Origin of the sequence: Candidatus Arthromitus sp. SFB-rat-Yit (genome assembly GCF_000283555.1) — a bacterium.
Lineage (GTDB): Bacteria > Bacillota > Clostridia > Clostridiales > Clostridiaceae > Dwaynesavagella.
The window spans coordinates 1,026,595-1,042,595 of sequence record NC_016012.1; the positions used below are offsets into that span (position 1 = coordinate 1,026,595).

Genomic DNA, 16,001 nt, shown 5'->3' on the forward strand with positions numbered 1-16,001 from the left:
CAAATAAAGATCATCATTACGATGATCTTTCTTTTATCCAACATCTTCAGAGGATTCAATAATCTTATTATCTTTATCTACTTTTTCCATCTTTGAAACTGATACTTCATATGCTATCTTTATTATTTTCTCAGTTTCAGAAATTTTCTTTTGATATTCACGACTCTGTAATCTTCCCCAAACTCTTATATTATCTCCAATTTGTAGATTTTTACAAAATCTCGAATTCCTTCCCCATGCTATAGTAGGTATGTAATCCGATTTATTGTAAGCCCTATTAACTGCTAAAAGTACATCTGCAATTTCTCTGCCAAAAGGTGTTGTCCTATAAAGTGGCTGTTTACAAATATATCCATCTAAATAAATTTCATTTGGATTTTTACTTTTTTCAGTACAAGGAGTAACATTCCGAGCAAAAACAGTTAATATCAATTTATTTCTTCCATCTACAATTTTATTATATGATCTTAATTGACCCTCTAACATTATTTCTGTTCCTATTAAAAAATCTATTCCAACCATTATCCTCTCTGATATAGTTACACTCAAAATATCTCTCGAATCGCTTAACCGCATAACTTCTATATCAAAATTATAAAATCCCTCTCCAAACATTTCATGACTAAATTTTGGTTCATTTACTACCTTCCCTTCAAGCCATATCCTATTATTAACTAAGTTTATGTCCATACTACACCTCTCCACATTAGTTTTTATTCTCTAATATGTATATTAGTCAGGATTTTTTTTATTACTTTGATTATATACAATACATTATAAAATTCATTAAATCATTTTTCGTATTTAATTTTATCAACATTCACGTAACATTCTTAATAAGTTTTTGAACTCCCATGCTATCTATTTCATAATTATCTTTATAAAGAAGTTCAGATAATGTAACAAATTCATATCCTTGATCTTTGAATTCTTTCAATATCCTCTCTAAATTCTCTGGTGTATTCTTAGCATTAGTATGAAATAGTGCAATTGATCCAGGTTGAAGTTTACTTTGAACACGTTTATATTCGATTTCTAAACCTTCCTCTTTCCAATCAATAGAATCAACATCCCATTGAATCGGAATATATCCCAATCCTTTAATTATTTCAACGGAATTTTCATTATATTCTCCCTTAGGGAATCTAAATAATTTACTCCTCTTATTTGTAACTTCATAAATCTTACTATCAGTTATTTCAAGTTCTCTAACTATTCTATCTCTATCTATCTTTGTAAAATCTGGATGAATGTTGCTGTGATTTGCGACCTCGTGCCCTCTATTATTCATTTCCTTTACAAGTCCAATATTTTCTTCACTGTAATCAATCCATTTTCCAATTAAAAAGAATGATGCTTTTGAATCGTATTTATCTAATATATCTAATATTTGTTTCGTGTAATCTTTCCCCCAATTCACGTCAAAAGTTATAGCAACCTTCTTTTCCTCCGTATCAACTCTATAGACTGGTAAAGATTTTTGAGTGCTAAATGTAAGTACTGCTGGATTATTAAAATATACATATGTAACCATCACTGTTAAAAATAGTATAAAAAATATTCCGATAAATGAATTTTTTCCCTTCCTTTTCTTTTCAATTTTAACTTTGTTATCCAATTTCTTCCTCCTAATAATTATTTTCTCTAAAATATATGCTAATTTAGTTTTTAATATTAAAATTTCATAAAACAAAAATATTTTTATTTGTATTATTTATATTTTAAGATTAGAATAACTATATGTGCTTAGTGAGGTGAATTAATTTATGATGAAAGATATTATAGAGCTGGCAGATAACAAACTCCTGATTTTATATATAGTAAAAAAATTAAAACACCCTTGCTCAAATAACCATATAACAGACATTATACTTAGTAATAATTTTTTGAATTATTTTTTGCTTCAACAGTACTTAATAGAATTGGTTGAAAGCAATTATTTAATCATTATAAATTTTAAAAACAAAGAGCTGTATAAAATTGCCCCTCTTGGAAAAAAAGTACTCGAAATGTTCCAAAATAGAATATCTCAATTTAAAATTGATTGCTTTAATAATTACATGTCAACGCTTGATAAAAAAAATCAAGTCATTTCATCAAAAGTAAATGTTAGAACTGACAACATCGAAATTACATTTTTAAAAAACAATAAAACTATATTAAATTTAAACTTACCTAATCAATCCAAAAATCAAATTCAAATAATAACCCAAAACTGTAAAGACAATCCTGACCAAATATACAACTTAATTTTATCCAGCATAACCAACCAAAAAAATGATACTTAGTTAAGCTACAAAACTTCGCTTATTCTAAGTATCATTTTTTAACACCCATATATTCTAGATGGATCTTCTCCAATTTCTATAACTTCATTATTATGAGTATACAAATCATATTTTATTAAGACTTCCTTGTCACTTAATACAACATATAAAAACCTCCCATTTCTATAAACTCCACTAGGATTTCCATTTACATATATCCTCCCAATCTCTTTAAGTTCTGATAAATCTACTACACTCACACAATTTCCCAAATAGTTTGATACAAAAACACATCTCGATTCATAATCAATAAACATATCAATCGGTGCATTATTAAGCCTTATACTTTTATAATTTTGACCGCTATCAAAATCATAAATACTGAAATTTCCACTACTATTATCCCCAAATCTACTTTCACAAACAAAGATATATTTGCTATCTTTATAAAATTTTGAGTTCATTGGAAAACTATAAGTTCTAAATTTTTTTACAATATCATTGAGATTATAATCAATCACATTTATTTGATCACTTTTGGAACTCGTAACACAAAGCAATTTATGTTTATCATTTATGTCCATACTTTGCGGATAATTTCCACATTCAATTTGATAACATAAATATTTATTTCTCATATCGTAAACCACAAGACAATTTGTATCGCTACCTATTAAATACATAGAATCATTTATAATTTTCAAATCATTCGTAAACATTCCAATATTCCAAACTTTAATTCTCAATGTATTTACATCAATCTCATAAAAATTGTAACTATTGTTTGTTGCAATATAAACTTTATCATTAAAAAAATCAATACCATGTATGCCTATAATTCTACTTTCATTTTCTAAATATATTTTTTGATGCAAATTATCTATTAAGTTAATCTTTGAAATATAATTTGATGATCCATTACAAATATAAAGATCATTCATAAACTTTCCTTTCAATAATTACTCAATACTTCATGATATTCAAGAAACAATTTATTTCCAAACGTTTTTTAATTGATACACAAAAAAGGTAAGACTTAAATGTCTTACCTTTCATATACAATTTTTGCAATATCTGCTATTACTTTCTCTGCATTGCTCAAATCTTTAGTATAAATCGCCAAAATAAATGGTCTATCTCCAAAAACAATTCCCATGTCATGATAATTCCCTTGAAATGATCCATACTTGTTTGCAACAATTGCCTCTGGTATATATCTTCCTATTCTAACACCAGTTGAACTATCTTTTAAATACTGTATGATATTTTTATAATATGGGTTATTATCTTTATTTTCATATAATTTAAATAAAAACTTAGTCATATCATTTGTTGAAAAAAGGTTGCCTGTCCTATCTAATGGTGCTCCCAGAATCTTTCCATATTCTCTATAAAGACTTGTAACTTCGCTAATTCCACTTATCAACATATTAGCTGCAATATTATCTGAATTTAGGAGAGATCTTTTAGATAATTCACTGAATGTCTGTGGAGATAAGTATTCATTTACTACATAATTTTGTAAAATTCCAGAACCACTTTCATAGTGTTTTGAATGAATATATTCAACTCTACTATTTAAATCTATTTTACCAGCTTGTACAAGATCGTATAAAACAATATTAAGTGGAACTTTATGAGTACTTCCCGCTTTAAACAACACATCTCCATTTATACTAAATGATTCTTTTGTTGTAATATCATAAAATGTAACACCAACATTATCAACTCTATCACCCAAATAAGTTAAAATTTTATTTTTCAGCTTAGAAGATCCCAAGCTATTAATTAAATTTTTCTCAAGTTTAAGTGCCTCTTGTTTTCTTCTTTCAATCTCATCAGTATAATCCAAAACTTTTATATCATTTTCCAAAGAATTGTATATACTCAGAGCACTTGTTCTATTTTTCGGTATATTAATATTACCTTCATCAAGTTTTATATTCATAAGAGATACCCTTATAGCAAATTCATCACTAAAAATCAATTTATTCATTACATCACTAATAACTTTTGGGGAATCATTTATATTCCATCTTAAAGTAAGAATTTCATTATCCTTATATGTTAAAGGGTACTCATCTTTGTAATAGTATAAAATTCTTTGATCTATATAGTTTGACCAATATTGTTTCCCCTGCTTGTCCGTATCCCTTCCAAATATAAATCTATAAATCTTACTTATAAACTCTTCCTTAAGTTTAACTGACTCTAAAAACTCATTAGATTCTAAAACAAACTTCTCTATAAAAGTTTTTGCAGATGACATACCCTTACTAAGCATATTGTACCAATAGGTAAAACCATCTAAATCAGCCTCACGTCCATAAAAAATGTTATAAGCTGAACCAATAAAATTTCCTAATAGCTTGTCTGACGTTTGAGTTACAACCATATTCGTCTTAGAAGATACTTCTGTAACTTTATACAAAAAAGAACATATTATTAAAATTAAAAACAACGCTGAAAAACATTTGGAAATTCTTTTCATTATTCTCTCCTTATTTTTTAACTATTATATATAAATATATAGTTATATATAAAGTAAATCTTCCTCGAATTTTATATTCAAGGAAGATTATTTGCATATAAAATAAAATTTATTCAAATATAACTTTATTTCAATTAAGAATTATATTTAAAATTATCAATACTTTTATTTACTTCATCAAGCATAGATTCATATTTTTTAAGTTTATCTTTCTCTTCCTCTATAACTTTTTCTGGGGCTTTACTCACAAACCCTTCATTTGATAATTTTTTATTCAAACGCTCAATCTCTTTATCCAATTTATCTTTCTCCTTAGATAAACGTTCAATCTCCTTATTAATATCAACCAAATCTAATAAAGGAATATACATATTTGCCGATGATGAAACAACCGTTACTACTTTATTAGAACTCACAAGCTCCTCATTAATTTTTGAAACAATTTCTATATCTTTTGATAAACCTAATTTTTCTATATAAATCAGAGATTCTTCATAAATATTTTTAAGATTACCTTTAGGCACAATGTAAAGTTTAGCTTTCCTTGAAGGAGGTATATTCATTTGTGACCTTAAATTTCTTATAGCTCTAATTGATTCTATAACATAATTCATGTTATCCTCAAATTCGCTAAAATTTAAATCTTGATCAAATACTGGGAAATCAGAAGTAGTTATAAATTCTTTCTCAGAATCTTTTAAATTTGTATATAATTTCTCAGTTATGAATGGCATCACTGGATGCAATAATTTGAGTGAATCTACCAAAACTCTCTTTAACACTCTTAATGTAACACCTTTTTGCTTATCACTGTCACCATACAAAACAGGTTTTGATAACTCTATATACCAATCACAAAATTCCGTCCATATAAAATCATAAATTTTGGATAATCCAATTCCAAGTTCAAATTTTTCAAAATTATTTGTAACTTCAAAGATTAACGTATTTAATTTATTTAAAATCCATTTATCAGCTAAACTATAATCATTACAATCTTTATATTTTTCAATCAATTCATCATCTAAATTCATCATAACGAACTTAGATGCGTTCCATATCTTATTTGCAAAGTTAGATGCCGATTCAACTTTTTCTTCAATATATCTAATATCATTCCCCGGTGAAATTCCATTTATGAGCATAAACCTCAACGCATCTGCTCCATATTTACTAATAACATCTATAGGATCGACACCATTATCAAGAGATTTTGACATTTTTCTTCCCTGAGAATCTCTTATAATCCCATGGATAAATACCTTTTTAAAAGGAACTTTGCTCATATTATGTAATCCTGAGAAAATCATTCTAGCAACCCAGAAAAATATAATATCATATCCTGTTACTAAAGTTTCATTCGGGTAAAAATATTTAAGATCTTCCGTATCATTTGGCCATCCCAAGATCGAAAACGGCCATAACGCTGAACTAAACCAAGTATCTAATACATCTTCATCTTGATAAATTTCTGTCGATGAACATTTATCACACTTCTTTAATTCGTCAGTAGAAACCATAACATTCTCACAATCTTTACAATAAAAAACTGGAATTCTATGTCCCCACCAAAGCTGTCTAGAAATACACCAATCCTTAATATTTTCCATCCAATTAAAATAAATCTTTTCAAATCTATCTGGTATGAACGAAATCTCTTTATTCTTAACACACTCTATTGCAGGCTTTGCTAGTTCTTCCATCTTAAGATACCATTGAGTAGAAATAATTGGTTCAATAATCGTACCACATCTATCATGACAACTCACATTGTGATCATGATCCTTTATAGATAATAACAATCCTCTTTCTCGTAAATCTTCAACTATCCTTTCACGAGCATCATATCTATAAAGCCCCTCATACTCAAAACCATTTTCATTTATACAAGCCTTATCATTCAACACTTTAATTTGTGGTAGATTATGTCTTAAACCAACTTCATAGTCATTTGGATCGTGTGCTGGAGTTACCTTAACAACTCCTGTACCAAATTCCATATCTACGTATGAATCTGCTATAACAGGTATTTTCCTACCAACAAGAGGTAGAATAACATTCATTCCTATATATTTTTTATATCTCTCGTCTTCTGGATGAACCATAACAGCAACGTCACCAAGAAGAGTTTCTGGTCTAGTTGTAGCAATCTCTAAATATCCTTCCCCATTCTCTAACAGATATTTAATGTGCCAAAACTTGCCTTTCATTTCTTTATACTCAATTTCAGCATCTGAAAGAGCCGTAGTACATTTTGGACACCAGTTTGTAATTCTATTTCCTTGATATATGTAACCCTGATTATATAATTTTACAAAAACTTCTCTAACAGCTCTACTAAGATTATCATCCATAGTAAATGCTTCTCTTGAAAAATCACACGATGTTCCAAGCATTTCAATTTGACTACGTATTTTTGATCTATATGTATCTGTCCATTCCCAAACTTTTTCAAGAAACTTTTCGCGTCCCAATTCATTCTTTTTTATTCCACTTTTTAAAAGCTCATTATCAACCCTTACTTCAGTTGCAATACTAGCATGATCTTCTCCCGGAATCCACAAAGCTTCAAAACCTTGCATTCTTTTAAAACGTATTAAGATATCTTGTAATGTCAAATCCAAAGCATGCCCTAAATGTAATTTCCCTGTTATATTTGGAGGAGGCATTGATATAACATAAGGTCTTTTATCTTCATTAACTCTAGCTCTAAATAGATCATTTTCCTGCCAGGCATTGAAAATGTCTTTCTCAAATTCTATAGGACTATACTTACCTAACTCTTCTCTCATTTAACCCTCCGTAAACTTTACAATTATCTACTAAATTTTTTCTTTTATATTATCAATATTTTATCACATCGTATACTATTGTCAAAAATATTTATATATCAAACTGTATAATCAAGGTAATTTTTGGAATAATATTACTAAGTTTAACAAGAGGTGATTAATTTTGGATTTTTACTTTAAAAAGGCGAATGATTATTACAATAAAAAAGATTATAAGAAGGCTCTTTCATTATATAAAAAATCTATCGAAAATCAAGTAGGTGAAGCATGTTCGCTTTACAATGCTGCTGTTTGTCACATAAAACTAAAGGAATATAATGAAGCAATCGATTTATTAAAACAAGCTCTTGAAATAAAACTTGATCATAAATATTTATTTAATTTAGCTTATTGCTACTCTCTGCTTGGTGATAATGCTAAAGCTCTTACATATTTTAATTGGTCATGGGCTATTAATAACGATGACTACGAATGCAAGAAGGCAATTTCTATGATACTAGATTCATTTAATAAAACAAAAAAGTAACAAAATAAAAAGGGTAGTCTTAATCCCCCAATTAAAACTACCCTCATTAATTATATTTTAAACTGAAAATTCCCATATGACTCTTTCCCTTATGTGGTCTTGTTCAAAATTGTTAATATCAAAATAATTACCCGTTTCTCCGAATGTAGTATCAACTTTGATCCAAACATTAGATTCTTCAATATAAACTTCATTCCAAGCATGATTTATCCAACTATTTCCATCATATCCTTTCCCAACAACAATACGAGTTGGTAACTGTATACTTTCAGCAAGTACTGAATAAAGACTCGCATAATCAAAACAAATTCCCCGTTTGCTTTCAAATGCAGAAATAGCTCCAGATAAATTGCTAAAATCTTCATTTAATATATCATTTGATTTTTTTTCATCATATTCAAGCATATTTACAACATCATCATATAATTTTTTTGCTTTATCATATGATGTGCTTAATCCTTTCGTACTTTGTATAGCAAATTCTACAATTTCATCAGTACTCTTTGTAGCCTCATCTATTGTAACTCCATTATACAAATACTTTACGTTATTCGTTTTAATATCTTCAAATGTTTCTAGAATAGGACTAAAAATATTAAGCATGATCTCATTCAAATCATATTTAAATGGAGCTATAATCCTACTAGATATGTTTTTATACAAATTAGATGAATTCATAATTTGATTAATCCTATTATTGTCTGTTAAAAACACAGAAAATGTATCAAGAGCGAAAATAAAAATCAATACAACAAGGATTGCCTTAGGAGCTTTTATAATTCCAAATATTATATTTTTAAATATATTTGGAAGTTGAAATAAAAACTTATGAGACTTAATTACCATGTTTTTAAACAATAAAATATGAATACACCTACACATTAAATTGCAAATAATAAATGCTAAAACAAATAACACTATCTTCAATATAAATCCAATCAATGTATTATCCACATGATTGATATTAAGAGATTTTAAAATTAAATAATATAACTCGTAAGCAATAAAATCATAAGATAAATAAACAAGATAAAGTGAAATAATATTTATATAAAATCTTATATCATGAAAAATATATTGTAACTTATTATACTTAATAATCCCTCTAAATATAGTAAATGTAAACAATACCACAATGAAGACAGAAATAATACCATTGTTCAAGATATCTATCAATAAATTAAACAATCCGTAATCCCCTTTAAAATAGATATCTGATATAACAAAATTATTTAATTTCTTGAATAAACCTGATCTAATATTTTTGTTGCTAAGTCGTAATCATATCCTTTTCCAATTAAGTGACAAAAAAGCTTGTGTCTAATTTTAAATCCTTCAAACTTATCTTTAATAGCATCGTACTTCTTTTTACATATTTTAACGCCTATCTCTATCTTTTGTTCATCAGATATTTTTGAAAATTCCGCTTTTAAAAATTCACTATCTAATCCTTTCAGGATTAAATCAAAGAATATTTTCTTTTCCCCGTACTTTAACAAGTTTTTATTTATGTAATTTCTGGCATATCTGCAATCATTTATAAAGTTATACTCTAATAAATATTTGATCACATTATCTGCCACATTTGGATCAACACATTTATCCAAAAGATATTTTTTCATTTCCTTTTGCGTTTTATCATACCGATTCAATAACTTTAATGCTAAATTTTTCGCGATTATAAATTCTCTACTCATAACTATTTCCCTTTGAGAATATGAACTGTTGGATTATTAAGATGTTTTTTACAAACTTCCATTATTTGTTCTTTATTAACACTTTCTATTTTTTTTAAATCTTCTATATATGATTCGATATTTTTACCATAAATAAGTTTTTCTATCAAATACAATCCAAGCTTCCTATTATCTTCAAAAATTGAATATATAGCTATTAATTGTAGTTTTTTCATAAGATTCAAGTTATAACAATCAAAATTATAACTACAATTTTTTATTTCCAATATAGATTCGTCTATAATCTTCTTAGCTCTATCTACATTTTCTTTGCTAGTCGTACAAAAAATATACATACCTTGAAATTCATCGCTAATTTCTAATTGTGTATAAATATCATAAGCTAACCCTTCTTCATCTCTTACCTTCTTAAATAATATAGAATTCGAGCTTCCACCAAGTTTATACTCTGCTAATTTTAAAAGTATTTTCTCGCTTTGTTTTAAATCTTTAAACATAAACAAATATGTAATAGTACTTACTTCTAAATCGCTCTTTTCAGTAACTATAGTCTTTGGAATATTTACCTCTTCAATTAGTTCTCTATGTGAAATATGTTTTCTTTGCCAGGAGTTAAAATATTTTTTAAATAAACTAATTATGTAATCTTCACTGTATGAACTAATAATAACTGCATACGCATTATTAGGAACATAATATTTATTGTGGAATTCTATCAAATCGCAACTAGTTACATTTTTCAATAATTCTCTATTTCCTGCTACGTCATACTTTATATGAGATTTTTCAAAAGCTTGCTCATTTAGCTTTGAAAAACTAAATTCCTCATAGTTTGCATAGCACGAATCTAACTCTGAAATTATTATATCTCTCTCAATATCAAGCTCTTCACTATCAAATTTAGGAGCTATAACCATAGATGAAATTAGTTCTATGCATTTCTCCAAATCATCATCCAATCCATTCACAGATAAAACGGTTGAACCATAATCAGTAAATGCATCATAATCTCCTCCTAAAAATTCAATAATGTTATTTACCTCGTAATCCTTAAATTTATTATTTGATCTGAATAACATATGTTCAACAAAGTGACTGAATCCTCTCTCGTTATCCGTTTCATATGCACTTCCAATTTTAATTCCAAGATTAAAATTAAAAAATTTACACTGCCTATTTAAAACGAGGATCTTAAATCCATTTTCTAAAATAAATTCTTTAAATTTAATTTTTAAACTTTCCATACTTTCTCCTAACATTAGATAATAATACAATGTTTTGTAAAATTTTTCCAGTTTATGGGAAATAAATTTATAACTTTTTAATATATAAATTTTTATTTAACTTTTATGATACAAAAAAACTATGATTTAAACTTAATTAAATCATAGCCATATTTTAAATTTTCAATCCTAGTTCATTCATCAATCTTACATATTCTTCACAAATTAACATCTGTTTTAAAACATCTTGGCGTGATGTCCTTTTAACTTCACTAACCCAATATTTCTTACCATCCTCATCTGGGTCACGATTCAGTATAACTCTATAAACTCTGTTTATAAACTCACCATTAGACATTAATTTATTTTGAAATTCAATGCCCTCAACGATATTTACAATCAATGTACTTGGTGACAATGTTTTATTGATTAATGCTTGTACATTATTTTTCAACTCCGTAGTAGTTGGATTTCTTTTCAGTAAACTACTATAAATGTTCATTACAAATTCTTCTATAATATCCTTGGTACTAAAATTATATAGAAATGTTTTATTAATTTTTTTAATGGAAACACCATCCAATTCATTTTGAAATAACAAACTTAAGTTAAATTTTAAAGGCTGATCAGACGGAAATCCATCAAGATATATGTACACGTATTGTTTAAGTTCTTCAGATACCACAACATATTTTATTTCAAAAGTCGTACTAGAATTGGTCACTAACTCTGGATACACAAGTACAGATTGTACACTTTTAAGCATATCCCAAGGGTCATCTATTTCAACCGCTAAAACTATTTGATTTTGGTTATAATATAGGAGTCTTGGCTCTCCAATAACACTCGAAGATCTAAAATTTTCATTTTTGGCACTTAACGTTGCAATTTCTTTTATACTCTCTTGTGACCTATTTACAACGAAATTCACACCTAATTTTACATTATCCATATCATAAGATTTTGTATTTTGGTTAATAATTATAATGTATTTATTTTCAGAAATCTGATATGTACTAACAGGCGTAATCTTATTATCAACTTCGATGAAGAACTCTTTAATAACTCCATCTACTTTTTTCTCAACATCCACACTAAATATAAATCTATTTTTACCAGATAACTCTTCTAGAAACTTAGTCTTAACAATAACATCCTTGCTATCAATTGCATTTGCTTTTGTTCCACAAACTAGAGCAAATAGTACTACGAACATAGACATAAATAAAGTAAATAATTTATGTTTACATTTAAACAACAAATTCCCCCCATTTACTTATTGATTTATTACAATTATATAACATTTGTGACAATTTTTCTATAAATAATTTACAAATCAATTATTAATTATAAACCTTATATATACTTTAATTAATTTATTAAAATTGTATTGAAATTTAAGAATGCTTCCGATATAATAATAATTGTTAATTGATAATTATTAACTTATTTTTGAATAATTATTTTATATTTTGGAGGTTTTTGTAATGAAAAAATTTGTTTGTACAATATGTGGATACATAGCTGAGGGGTCTGCTCCAGAGGTTTGTCCTATCTGTAAAGCACCAGCTGATAAATTTAATGAGCAAACTGGGGATATGACTTGGGCAGATGACCATGTAATTGGTGTTGCTAAAGATGTTGATCCTAGAATTATAGAAGGATTAAGAATGAATTTTGAAGCTGAGTGTACAGAAGTTGGAATGTATCTAGCAATGTCCAGACAAGCTGATAGAGAAGGTTTCCCAGAAGTTGCTGAAGCTTATAAAAGAATAGCTATAGAAGAAGCTGAGCATGCTTCTAAGTTCGCTGAGCTTTTAGGAGAAGTTGTTGACAACTCTACTAAAATTAACTTAGAGAAAAGAGTTGCTGCTGAGTATGGAGCTTGTCAAGGTAAAAAAGATTTAGCTACATTAGCTAAACAATTAAACTTAGATGCTATTCATGACACAGTTCATGAAATGTGTAAAGATGAAGCTAGACACGGAAGAGCATTCAAAGGTCTTCTTGAGAGATACTTCAAAGCTTAATTTATATTTAGAACTCATTGATTTATTCAATGGGTTCTTTTGTTTTTTGTTCTCTCCCTTACTAATAATTTCTTTGTTAAATTTTATGTGATATGTATATTAAGTTTTAAAATTTCATTTCGATATAAATTCATATATATCAACTTAAAATTGTTTGAAATTTATTACTCTTATGGGAGAAATCAATATGAAAAATTCGGAAAATAAAATTAAAAAGCAAAATGATTCGAGAGCATTTGCTTATAAGGCAATCTCACTTGCCTCTTTATCTACTCTAGCACTAACCCTAGGATTAAATAACTTCAAAGAAGCCAAGGCTTTACTTACAAGAACAGGAACTACAAAATTCTTTGGATCAAATGGTTCTAAAGTTATGCTTCCGGGTAATATGGGATCTACTGGAAATACAGGATACGGTATTAAATCAGCAGTTACTGGTGGGGCTACAAAAGTTACTGGCGGAGCTCTTACAAGTGGTAGCAAAGGATTTGCAAACTTCAATAAAAAATGCCATAATCCATTTACTCAACCATACCTAGATTCTGTTAGACCATCTAACACTAGTAACGTAGGATCCTCTAATAAAAATACTTCTACAAAATCTCCTACTACTAGCGGAACTAATGGTACATCTAAACTTCCTACTACTGGATCAGGCTCAACACTTGGTTCAAATAAAACTCCTTCTATAGGAAGTTCATCATCTAGTTCATCTTCATCTTTATCATCTTCATTAAGTAGAAATCCTTCTACAAGTAGTTCATCTTCTACTAGTTCATCTACATCATCTACGTTAAGTAGACCTTCTACAAGTGGATCAGTAGGTGTATATGAAAATCCTACAGATACTAACAACAATACTAATGGTAATAAAAATAAACTTACTCCTAAACAAAAAGCTGGATTAGTTGCAGCAGGTAGTTTAGGTTTCTTAGGAGTACTTGCTGCTATTGGTGTAGGTGTTGGTGCTGCTCAAAATAGTAACAACAATAAGTCAGATTCAAACGGTACTAAAGGACCTGAGTCTGTAGCTACTCCAAAAACTCCAGAAAACACAAATAAAGTAGTTAACTCTGCCGCAGGTAACTATTACACAGATACAAAAGCGTAATTACTTAACAATTCTCTTTTAAGGTAAGGGTGATTATTATGAATAACTCAAACAAAAATAATACTAAAGATATCACTAAGAAAGCCGTAGCTATTGGAACTGCACTCGGTGTAGTTGCAACCCTCGGAGCAAACCTAAATGTTAAAGAAGCTGGAGCTCGCACTCGTAACACTAAACCAAATAAAGAATCTAGAGTAAACTCAGACAAGAAATTTTCGTACACTAAAAGACCTTGGACAAATGTAGATAAAGCAAATGCTCAAAGTTCAGAAGGATACGCAGCAAAAAATAAAGAAGAACGAAAAACTTCTAGTAATAGAAAAATAAGAGTTCCTGTTAGCGTTTCGACTGCAAGAAGATAGTTTATATAAGGGGATACCTCTTCGAGGTTTCCCTATTTTCTTTTTTGTCAATTAATTTTAAATTTTTTTGCAACTTAAATATAAATTTTCCTTTTACCTCACCGAAATATATGATTGTAAAGCTTATAACAAAAATTTTTATAGGATTGTTTTTCAAACAAGGAGGTATTTTATAATGAGTAATTCATCTAAAAAAAATAATAAGAAAGATATCGCTAAAAAGGCTGTAGCCCTTGGTGCTGCTCTTGGTGTTGTTGCTGGTATCGGTGCTACTATGGGTGGTGGTGCTGAAGAAGCTCATGCTGCTAGAAGACCTTCCCAATCTTCTACTACAACTACTAACTCTGAACAAAGTACAACTACTACTAAAAGACCTTCTTCTAACGCTTCATCTGCAAATACTACAGGAACTTCTTCTAGAACTACAAGAAGTTCAGCTAACAGAAAAGTTTCTGCTAAGGTAGCTGATGCTAAAACTACTACAGATACTACTACAGAGGATACAACAACTAGTACAAGTACTGGAAGAAGATCTACTACTTCAACTTCAAGTACTGGAAGAACTACAACTAACAAACAAGAAGATGCTAAGAAGTCTACTTCTCACTCTTCTGTAAGTTCTAAAAGGTCTAAGTCTAAAGCTCAACAAAATAAAGATATGGCTTCAAGGTCTTCATCAACTGAGAAAACAAATAAAGTCGTTGTTAGCGTTTCAACTGCAAGAAAGTAGTTTATATAAGGGGATACCTCTTCGAGGTTTCCCTATTTTCTTTTTTGTCAATTAATTTTAAATTTTTTTGCAACTTAAATATAAATTTTCCTTTTACCTCACCGAAATATATGATTGTAAAGCTTATAACAAAAATTTTTATAGGATTGTTTTTCAAACAAGGAGGTATTTTATAATGAGTAATTCATCTAAAAAAAATAATAAGAAAGATATCGCTAAAAAGGCTGTAGCCCTTGGTGCTGCTCTTGGTGTTGTTGCTGGTATCGGTGCTACTATGGGTGGTGGTGCTGAAGAAGCTCATGCTGCTAGAAGACCTTCCCAATCTTCTACTACAACTACTAACTCTGAACAAAGTACAACTACTACTAAAAGACCTTCTTCTAACGCTTCATCTGCAAATACTACAGGAACTTCTTCTAGAACTACAAGAAGTTCAGCTAACAGAAAGGTTTCTGCTAAGGTAGCTGATGCTAAAACTACTACAGATACTACTACAGAAGAGGCAACAACTAGTACAAGTACTGGAAGAAGATCTACTACTTCAACTTCAAGTACTGGAAGAACTACAACTAACAAACAAGAAGATGCTAAGAAGTCTACTTCTCACTCTTCTGTAAGTTCTAAAAGGTCTAAGTCTAAAGCTCAACAAAATAAAGATATGGCTTCAAGGTCTTCATCAACTGAGAAAACAAATAAAGTCGTTGTTAGCGTTTCAACTGCAAGAAAATAATTTAATGGACACTGAAAAGTGTCCTTTTAATATAATGTAACG

Annotated in this window: 16 protein-coding genes; 7 read left to right on the forward strand and 9 right to left on the reverse strand. The window is 28.6% G+C overall.

Going from position 1 to position 16,001, the window contains the following annotated elements; genetic code table 11:
* Positions 1-33 precede the first annotated feature (33 nt).
* A complete protein-coding gene (locus RATSFB_RS04825) occupies positions 34-690 on the reverse strand; it encodes a single-stranded DNA-binding protein (protein ID WP_014094923.1) in 657 nt (218 codons plus the stop codon).
* 130 nt (positions 691-820) lie between these two features.
* Entirely contained in the window at positions 821-1,618 is a 798-nt protein-coding gene (locus RATSFB_RS04830; protein ID WP_014094924.1) for a polysaccharide deacetylase family protein, read from the reverse strand.
* A 148-nt stretch (positions 1,619-1,766) separates the two neighbouring features.
* On the opposite strand from RATSFB_RS04830, the gene RATSFB_RS04835 reads away from it, so the two are divergent.
* Positions 1,767-2,288, forward strand: a complete 522-nt coding sequence (locus RATSFB_RS04835) for a DUF4364 family protein (protein ID WP_014094925.1) — start codon at positions 1,767-1,769, stop codon at positions 2,286-2,288.
* Positions 2,289-2,326: 38 nt separating this feature from the next.
* On the opposite strand, the gene RATSFB_RS04840 is transcribed toward RATSFB_RS04835, so the two are convergent.
* The 3 genes from RATSFB_RS04840 to RATSFB_RS04850 form a co-directional block, all read right to left on the reverse strand.
* On the reverse strand, positions 2,327-3,208 hold the full coding sequence (locus tag RATSFB_RS04840) for a YncE family protein (protein ID WP_014094926.1): 882 nt from the start codon (positions 3,206-3,208) through the stop codon (positions 2,327-2,329).
* A gap of 104 nt (positions 3,209-3,312) precedes the next feature.
* Positions 3,313-4,758, reverse strand: a complete 1,446-nt coding sequence (locus RATSFB_RS04845) for a serine hydrolase (protein ID WP_014094927.1) — start codon at positions 4,756-4,758, stop codon at positions 3,313-3,315.
* A gap of 134 nt (positions 4,759-4,892) precedes the next feature.
* Positions 4,893-7,550, reverse strand: coding sequence for a valine--tRNA ligase (locus RATSFB_RS04850; protein ID WP_014094928.1), 2,658 nt, complete (start codon positions 7,548-7,550; stop codon positions 4,893-4,895).
* 163 nt (positions 7,551-7,713) lie between these two features.
* Between RATSFB_RS04850 and RATSFB_RS04855 the strand changes: the two genes are divergently transcribed.
* A complete protein-coding gene (locus tag RATSFB_RS04855) occupies positions 7,714-8,076 on the forward strand; it encodes a tetratricopeptide repeat protein (protein ID WP_014094929.1) in 363 nt (120 codons plus the stop codon).
* Positions 8,077-8,133: 57 nt separating this feature from the next.
* On the opposite strand, the gene RATSFB_RS04860 is transcribed toward RATSFB_RS04855, so the two are convergent.
* The 4 genes from RATSFB_RS04860 to RATSFB_RS04875 form a co-directional block, all read right to left on the reverse strand.
* Positions 8,134-9,264, reverse strand: a complete 1,131-nt coding sequence (locus RATSFB_RS04860; protein ID WP_014094930.1) for a transglutaminase-like domain-containing protein — start codon at positions 9,262-9,264, stop codon at positions 8,134-8,136.
* 44 nt (positions 9,265-9,308) lie between these two features.
* The gene (locus RATSFB_RS04865; RefSeq protein WP_014094931.1) at positions 9,309-9,773 is read right to left on the reverse strand and encodes a regulatory protein RecX; all 465 of its coding nucleotides are present in this window, start codon (positions 9,771-9,773) and stop codon (positions 9,309-9,311) included.
* 2 nt (positions 9,774-9,775) lie between these two features.
* Entirely contained in the window at positions 9,776-11,017 is a 1,242-nt protein-coding gene (locus tag RATSFB_RS04870; protein ID WP_014094932.1) for a M16 family metallopeptidase, read from the reverse strand.
* A 154-nt stretch (positions 11,018-11,171) separates the two neighbouring features.
* Complete coding sequence (locus tag RATSFB_RS04875; protein ID WP_044035566.1) at positions 11,172-12,254, reverse strand: DUF4214 domain-containing protein; 1,083 nt, start codon at positions 12,252-12,254, stop codon at positions 11,172-11,174.
* A gap of 229 nt (positions 12,255-12,483) precedes the next feature.
* On the opposite strand from RATSFB_RS04875, the gene RATSFB_RS04880 reads away from it, so the two are divergent.
* From RATSFB_RS04880 to RATSFB_RS04900, 5 genes are all read left to right on the forward strand, one after another.
* Positions 12,484-13,026, forward strand: coding sequence for an NADH peroxidase (locus RATSFB_RS04880; RefSeq protein ID WP_014094934.1), 543 nt, complete (start codon positions 12,484-12,486; stop codon positions 13,024-13,026).
* Between the two features lie 187 nt (positions 13,027-13,213).
* A complete protein-coding gene (locus RATSFB_RS04885) occupies positions 13,214-14,137 on the forward strand; it encodes a hypothetical protein (protein ID WP_014094935.1) in 924 nt (307 codons plus the stop codon).
* 38 nt (positions 14,138-14,175) lie between these two features.
* A complete protein-coding gene (locus tag RATSFB_RS04890) occupies positions 14,176-14,499 on the forward strand; it encodes a hypothetical protein (RefSeq protein ID WP_014094936.1) in 324 nt (107 codons plus the stop codon).
* A gap of 175 nt (positions 14,500-14,674) precedes the next feature.
* Positions 14,675-15,229: a hypothetical protein gene (locus RATSFB_RS04895; RefSeq protein ID WP_014094937.1), complete on the forward strand. Its 555-nt coding sequence runs from the start codon at positions 14,675-14,677 to the stop codon at positions 15,227-15,229.
* Positions 15,230-15,404: 175 nt separating this feature from the next.
* The gene (locus tag RATSFB_RS04900; RefSeq protein WP_014094938.1) at positions 15,405-15,959 is read left to right on the forward strand and encodes a hypothetical protein; all 555 of its coding nucleotides are present in this window, start codon (positions 15,405-15,407) and stop codon (positions 15,957-15,959) included.
* The last annotated feature ends 42 nt before the right edge of the window (positions 15,960-16,001 follow it).

Excerpts from the sequence above, each read along its gene's own strand:
- RATSFB_RS04900 (WP_014094938.1), top strand. The coding sequence starts at position 15,405 with ATGAGTAATTCATCTAAAAAAAATAATAAGAAAGATATCGCTAAAAAG.
- RATSFB_RS04835 (WP_014094925.1), top strand. The coding sequence starts at position 1,767 with ATGATGAAAGATATTATAGAGCTGGCAGATAACAAACTCCTGATTTTA.
- RATSFB_RS04865 (WP_014094931.1), bottom strand. The coding sequence starts at position 9,773 with ATGAGTAGAGAATTTATAATCGCGAAAAATTTAGCATTAAAGTTATTG.
- RATSFB_RS04890 (WP_014094936.1), top strand. The coding sequence starts at position 14,176 with ATGAATAACTCAAACAAAAATAATACTAAAGATATCACTAAGAAAGCC.
- RATSFB_RS04885 (WP_014094935.1), top strand. The coding sequence starts at position 13,214 with ATGAAAAATTCGGAAAATAAAATTAAAAAGCAAAATGATTCGAGAGCA.
- RATSFB_RS04850 (WP_014094928.1), bottom strand. The coding sequence starts at position 7,550 with ATGAGAGAAGAGTTAGGTAAGTATAGTCCTATAGAATTTGAGAAAGAC.
- RATSFB_RS04895 (WP_014094937.1), top strand. The coding sequence starts at position 14,675 with ATGAGTAATTCATCTAAAAAAAATAATAAGAAAGATATCGCTAAAAAG.
- RATSFB_RS04840 (WP_014094926.1), bottom strand. The coding sequence starts at position 3,208 with ATGAATGATCTTTATATTTGTAATGGATCATCAAATTATATTTCAAAG.
- RATSFB_RS04870 (WP_014094932.1), bottom strand. The coding sequence starts at position 11,017 with ATGGAAAGTTTAAAAATTAAATTTAAAGAATTTATTTTAGAAAATGGA.
- RATSFB_RS04880 (WP_014094934.1), top strand. The coding sequence starts at position 12,484 with ATGAAAAAATTTGTTTGTACAATATGTGGATACATAGCTGAGGGGTCT.
- RATSFB_RS04845 (WP_014094927.1), bottom strand. The coding sequence starts at position 4,758 with ATGAAAAGAATTTCCAAATGTTTTTCAGCGTTGTTTTTAATTTTAATA.
- RATSFB_RS04825 (WP_014094923.1), bottom strand. The coding sequence starts at position 690 with ATGGACATAAACTTAGTTAATAATAGGATATGGCTTGAAGGGAAGGTA.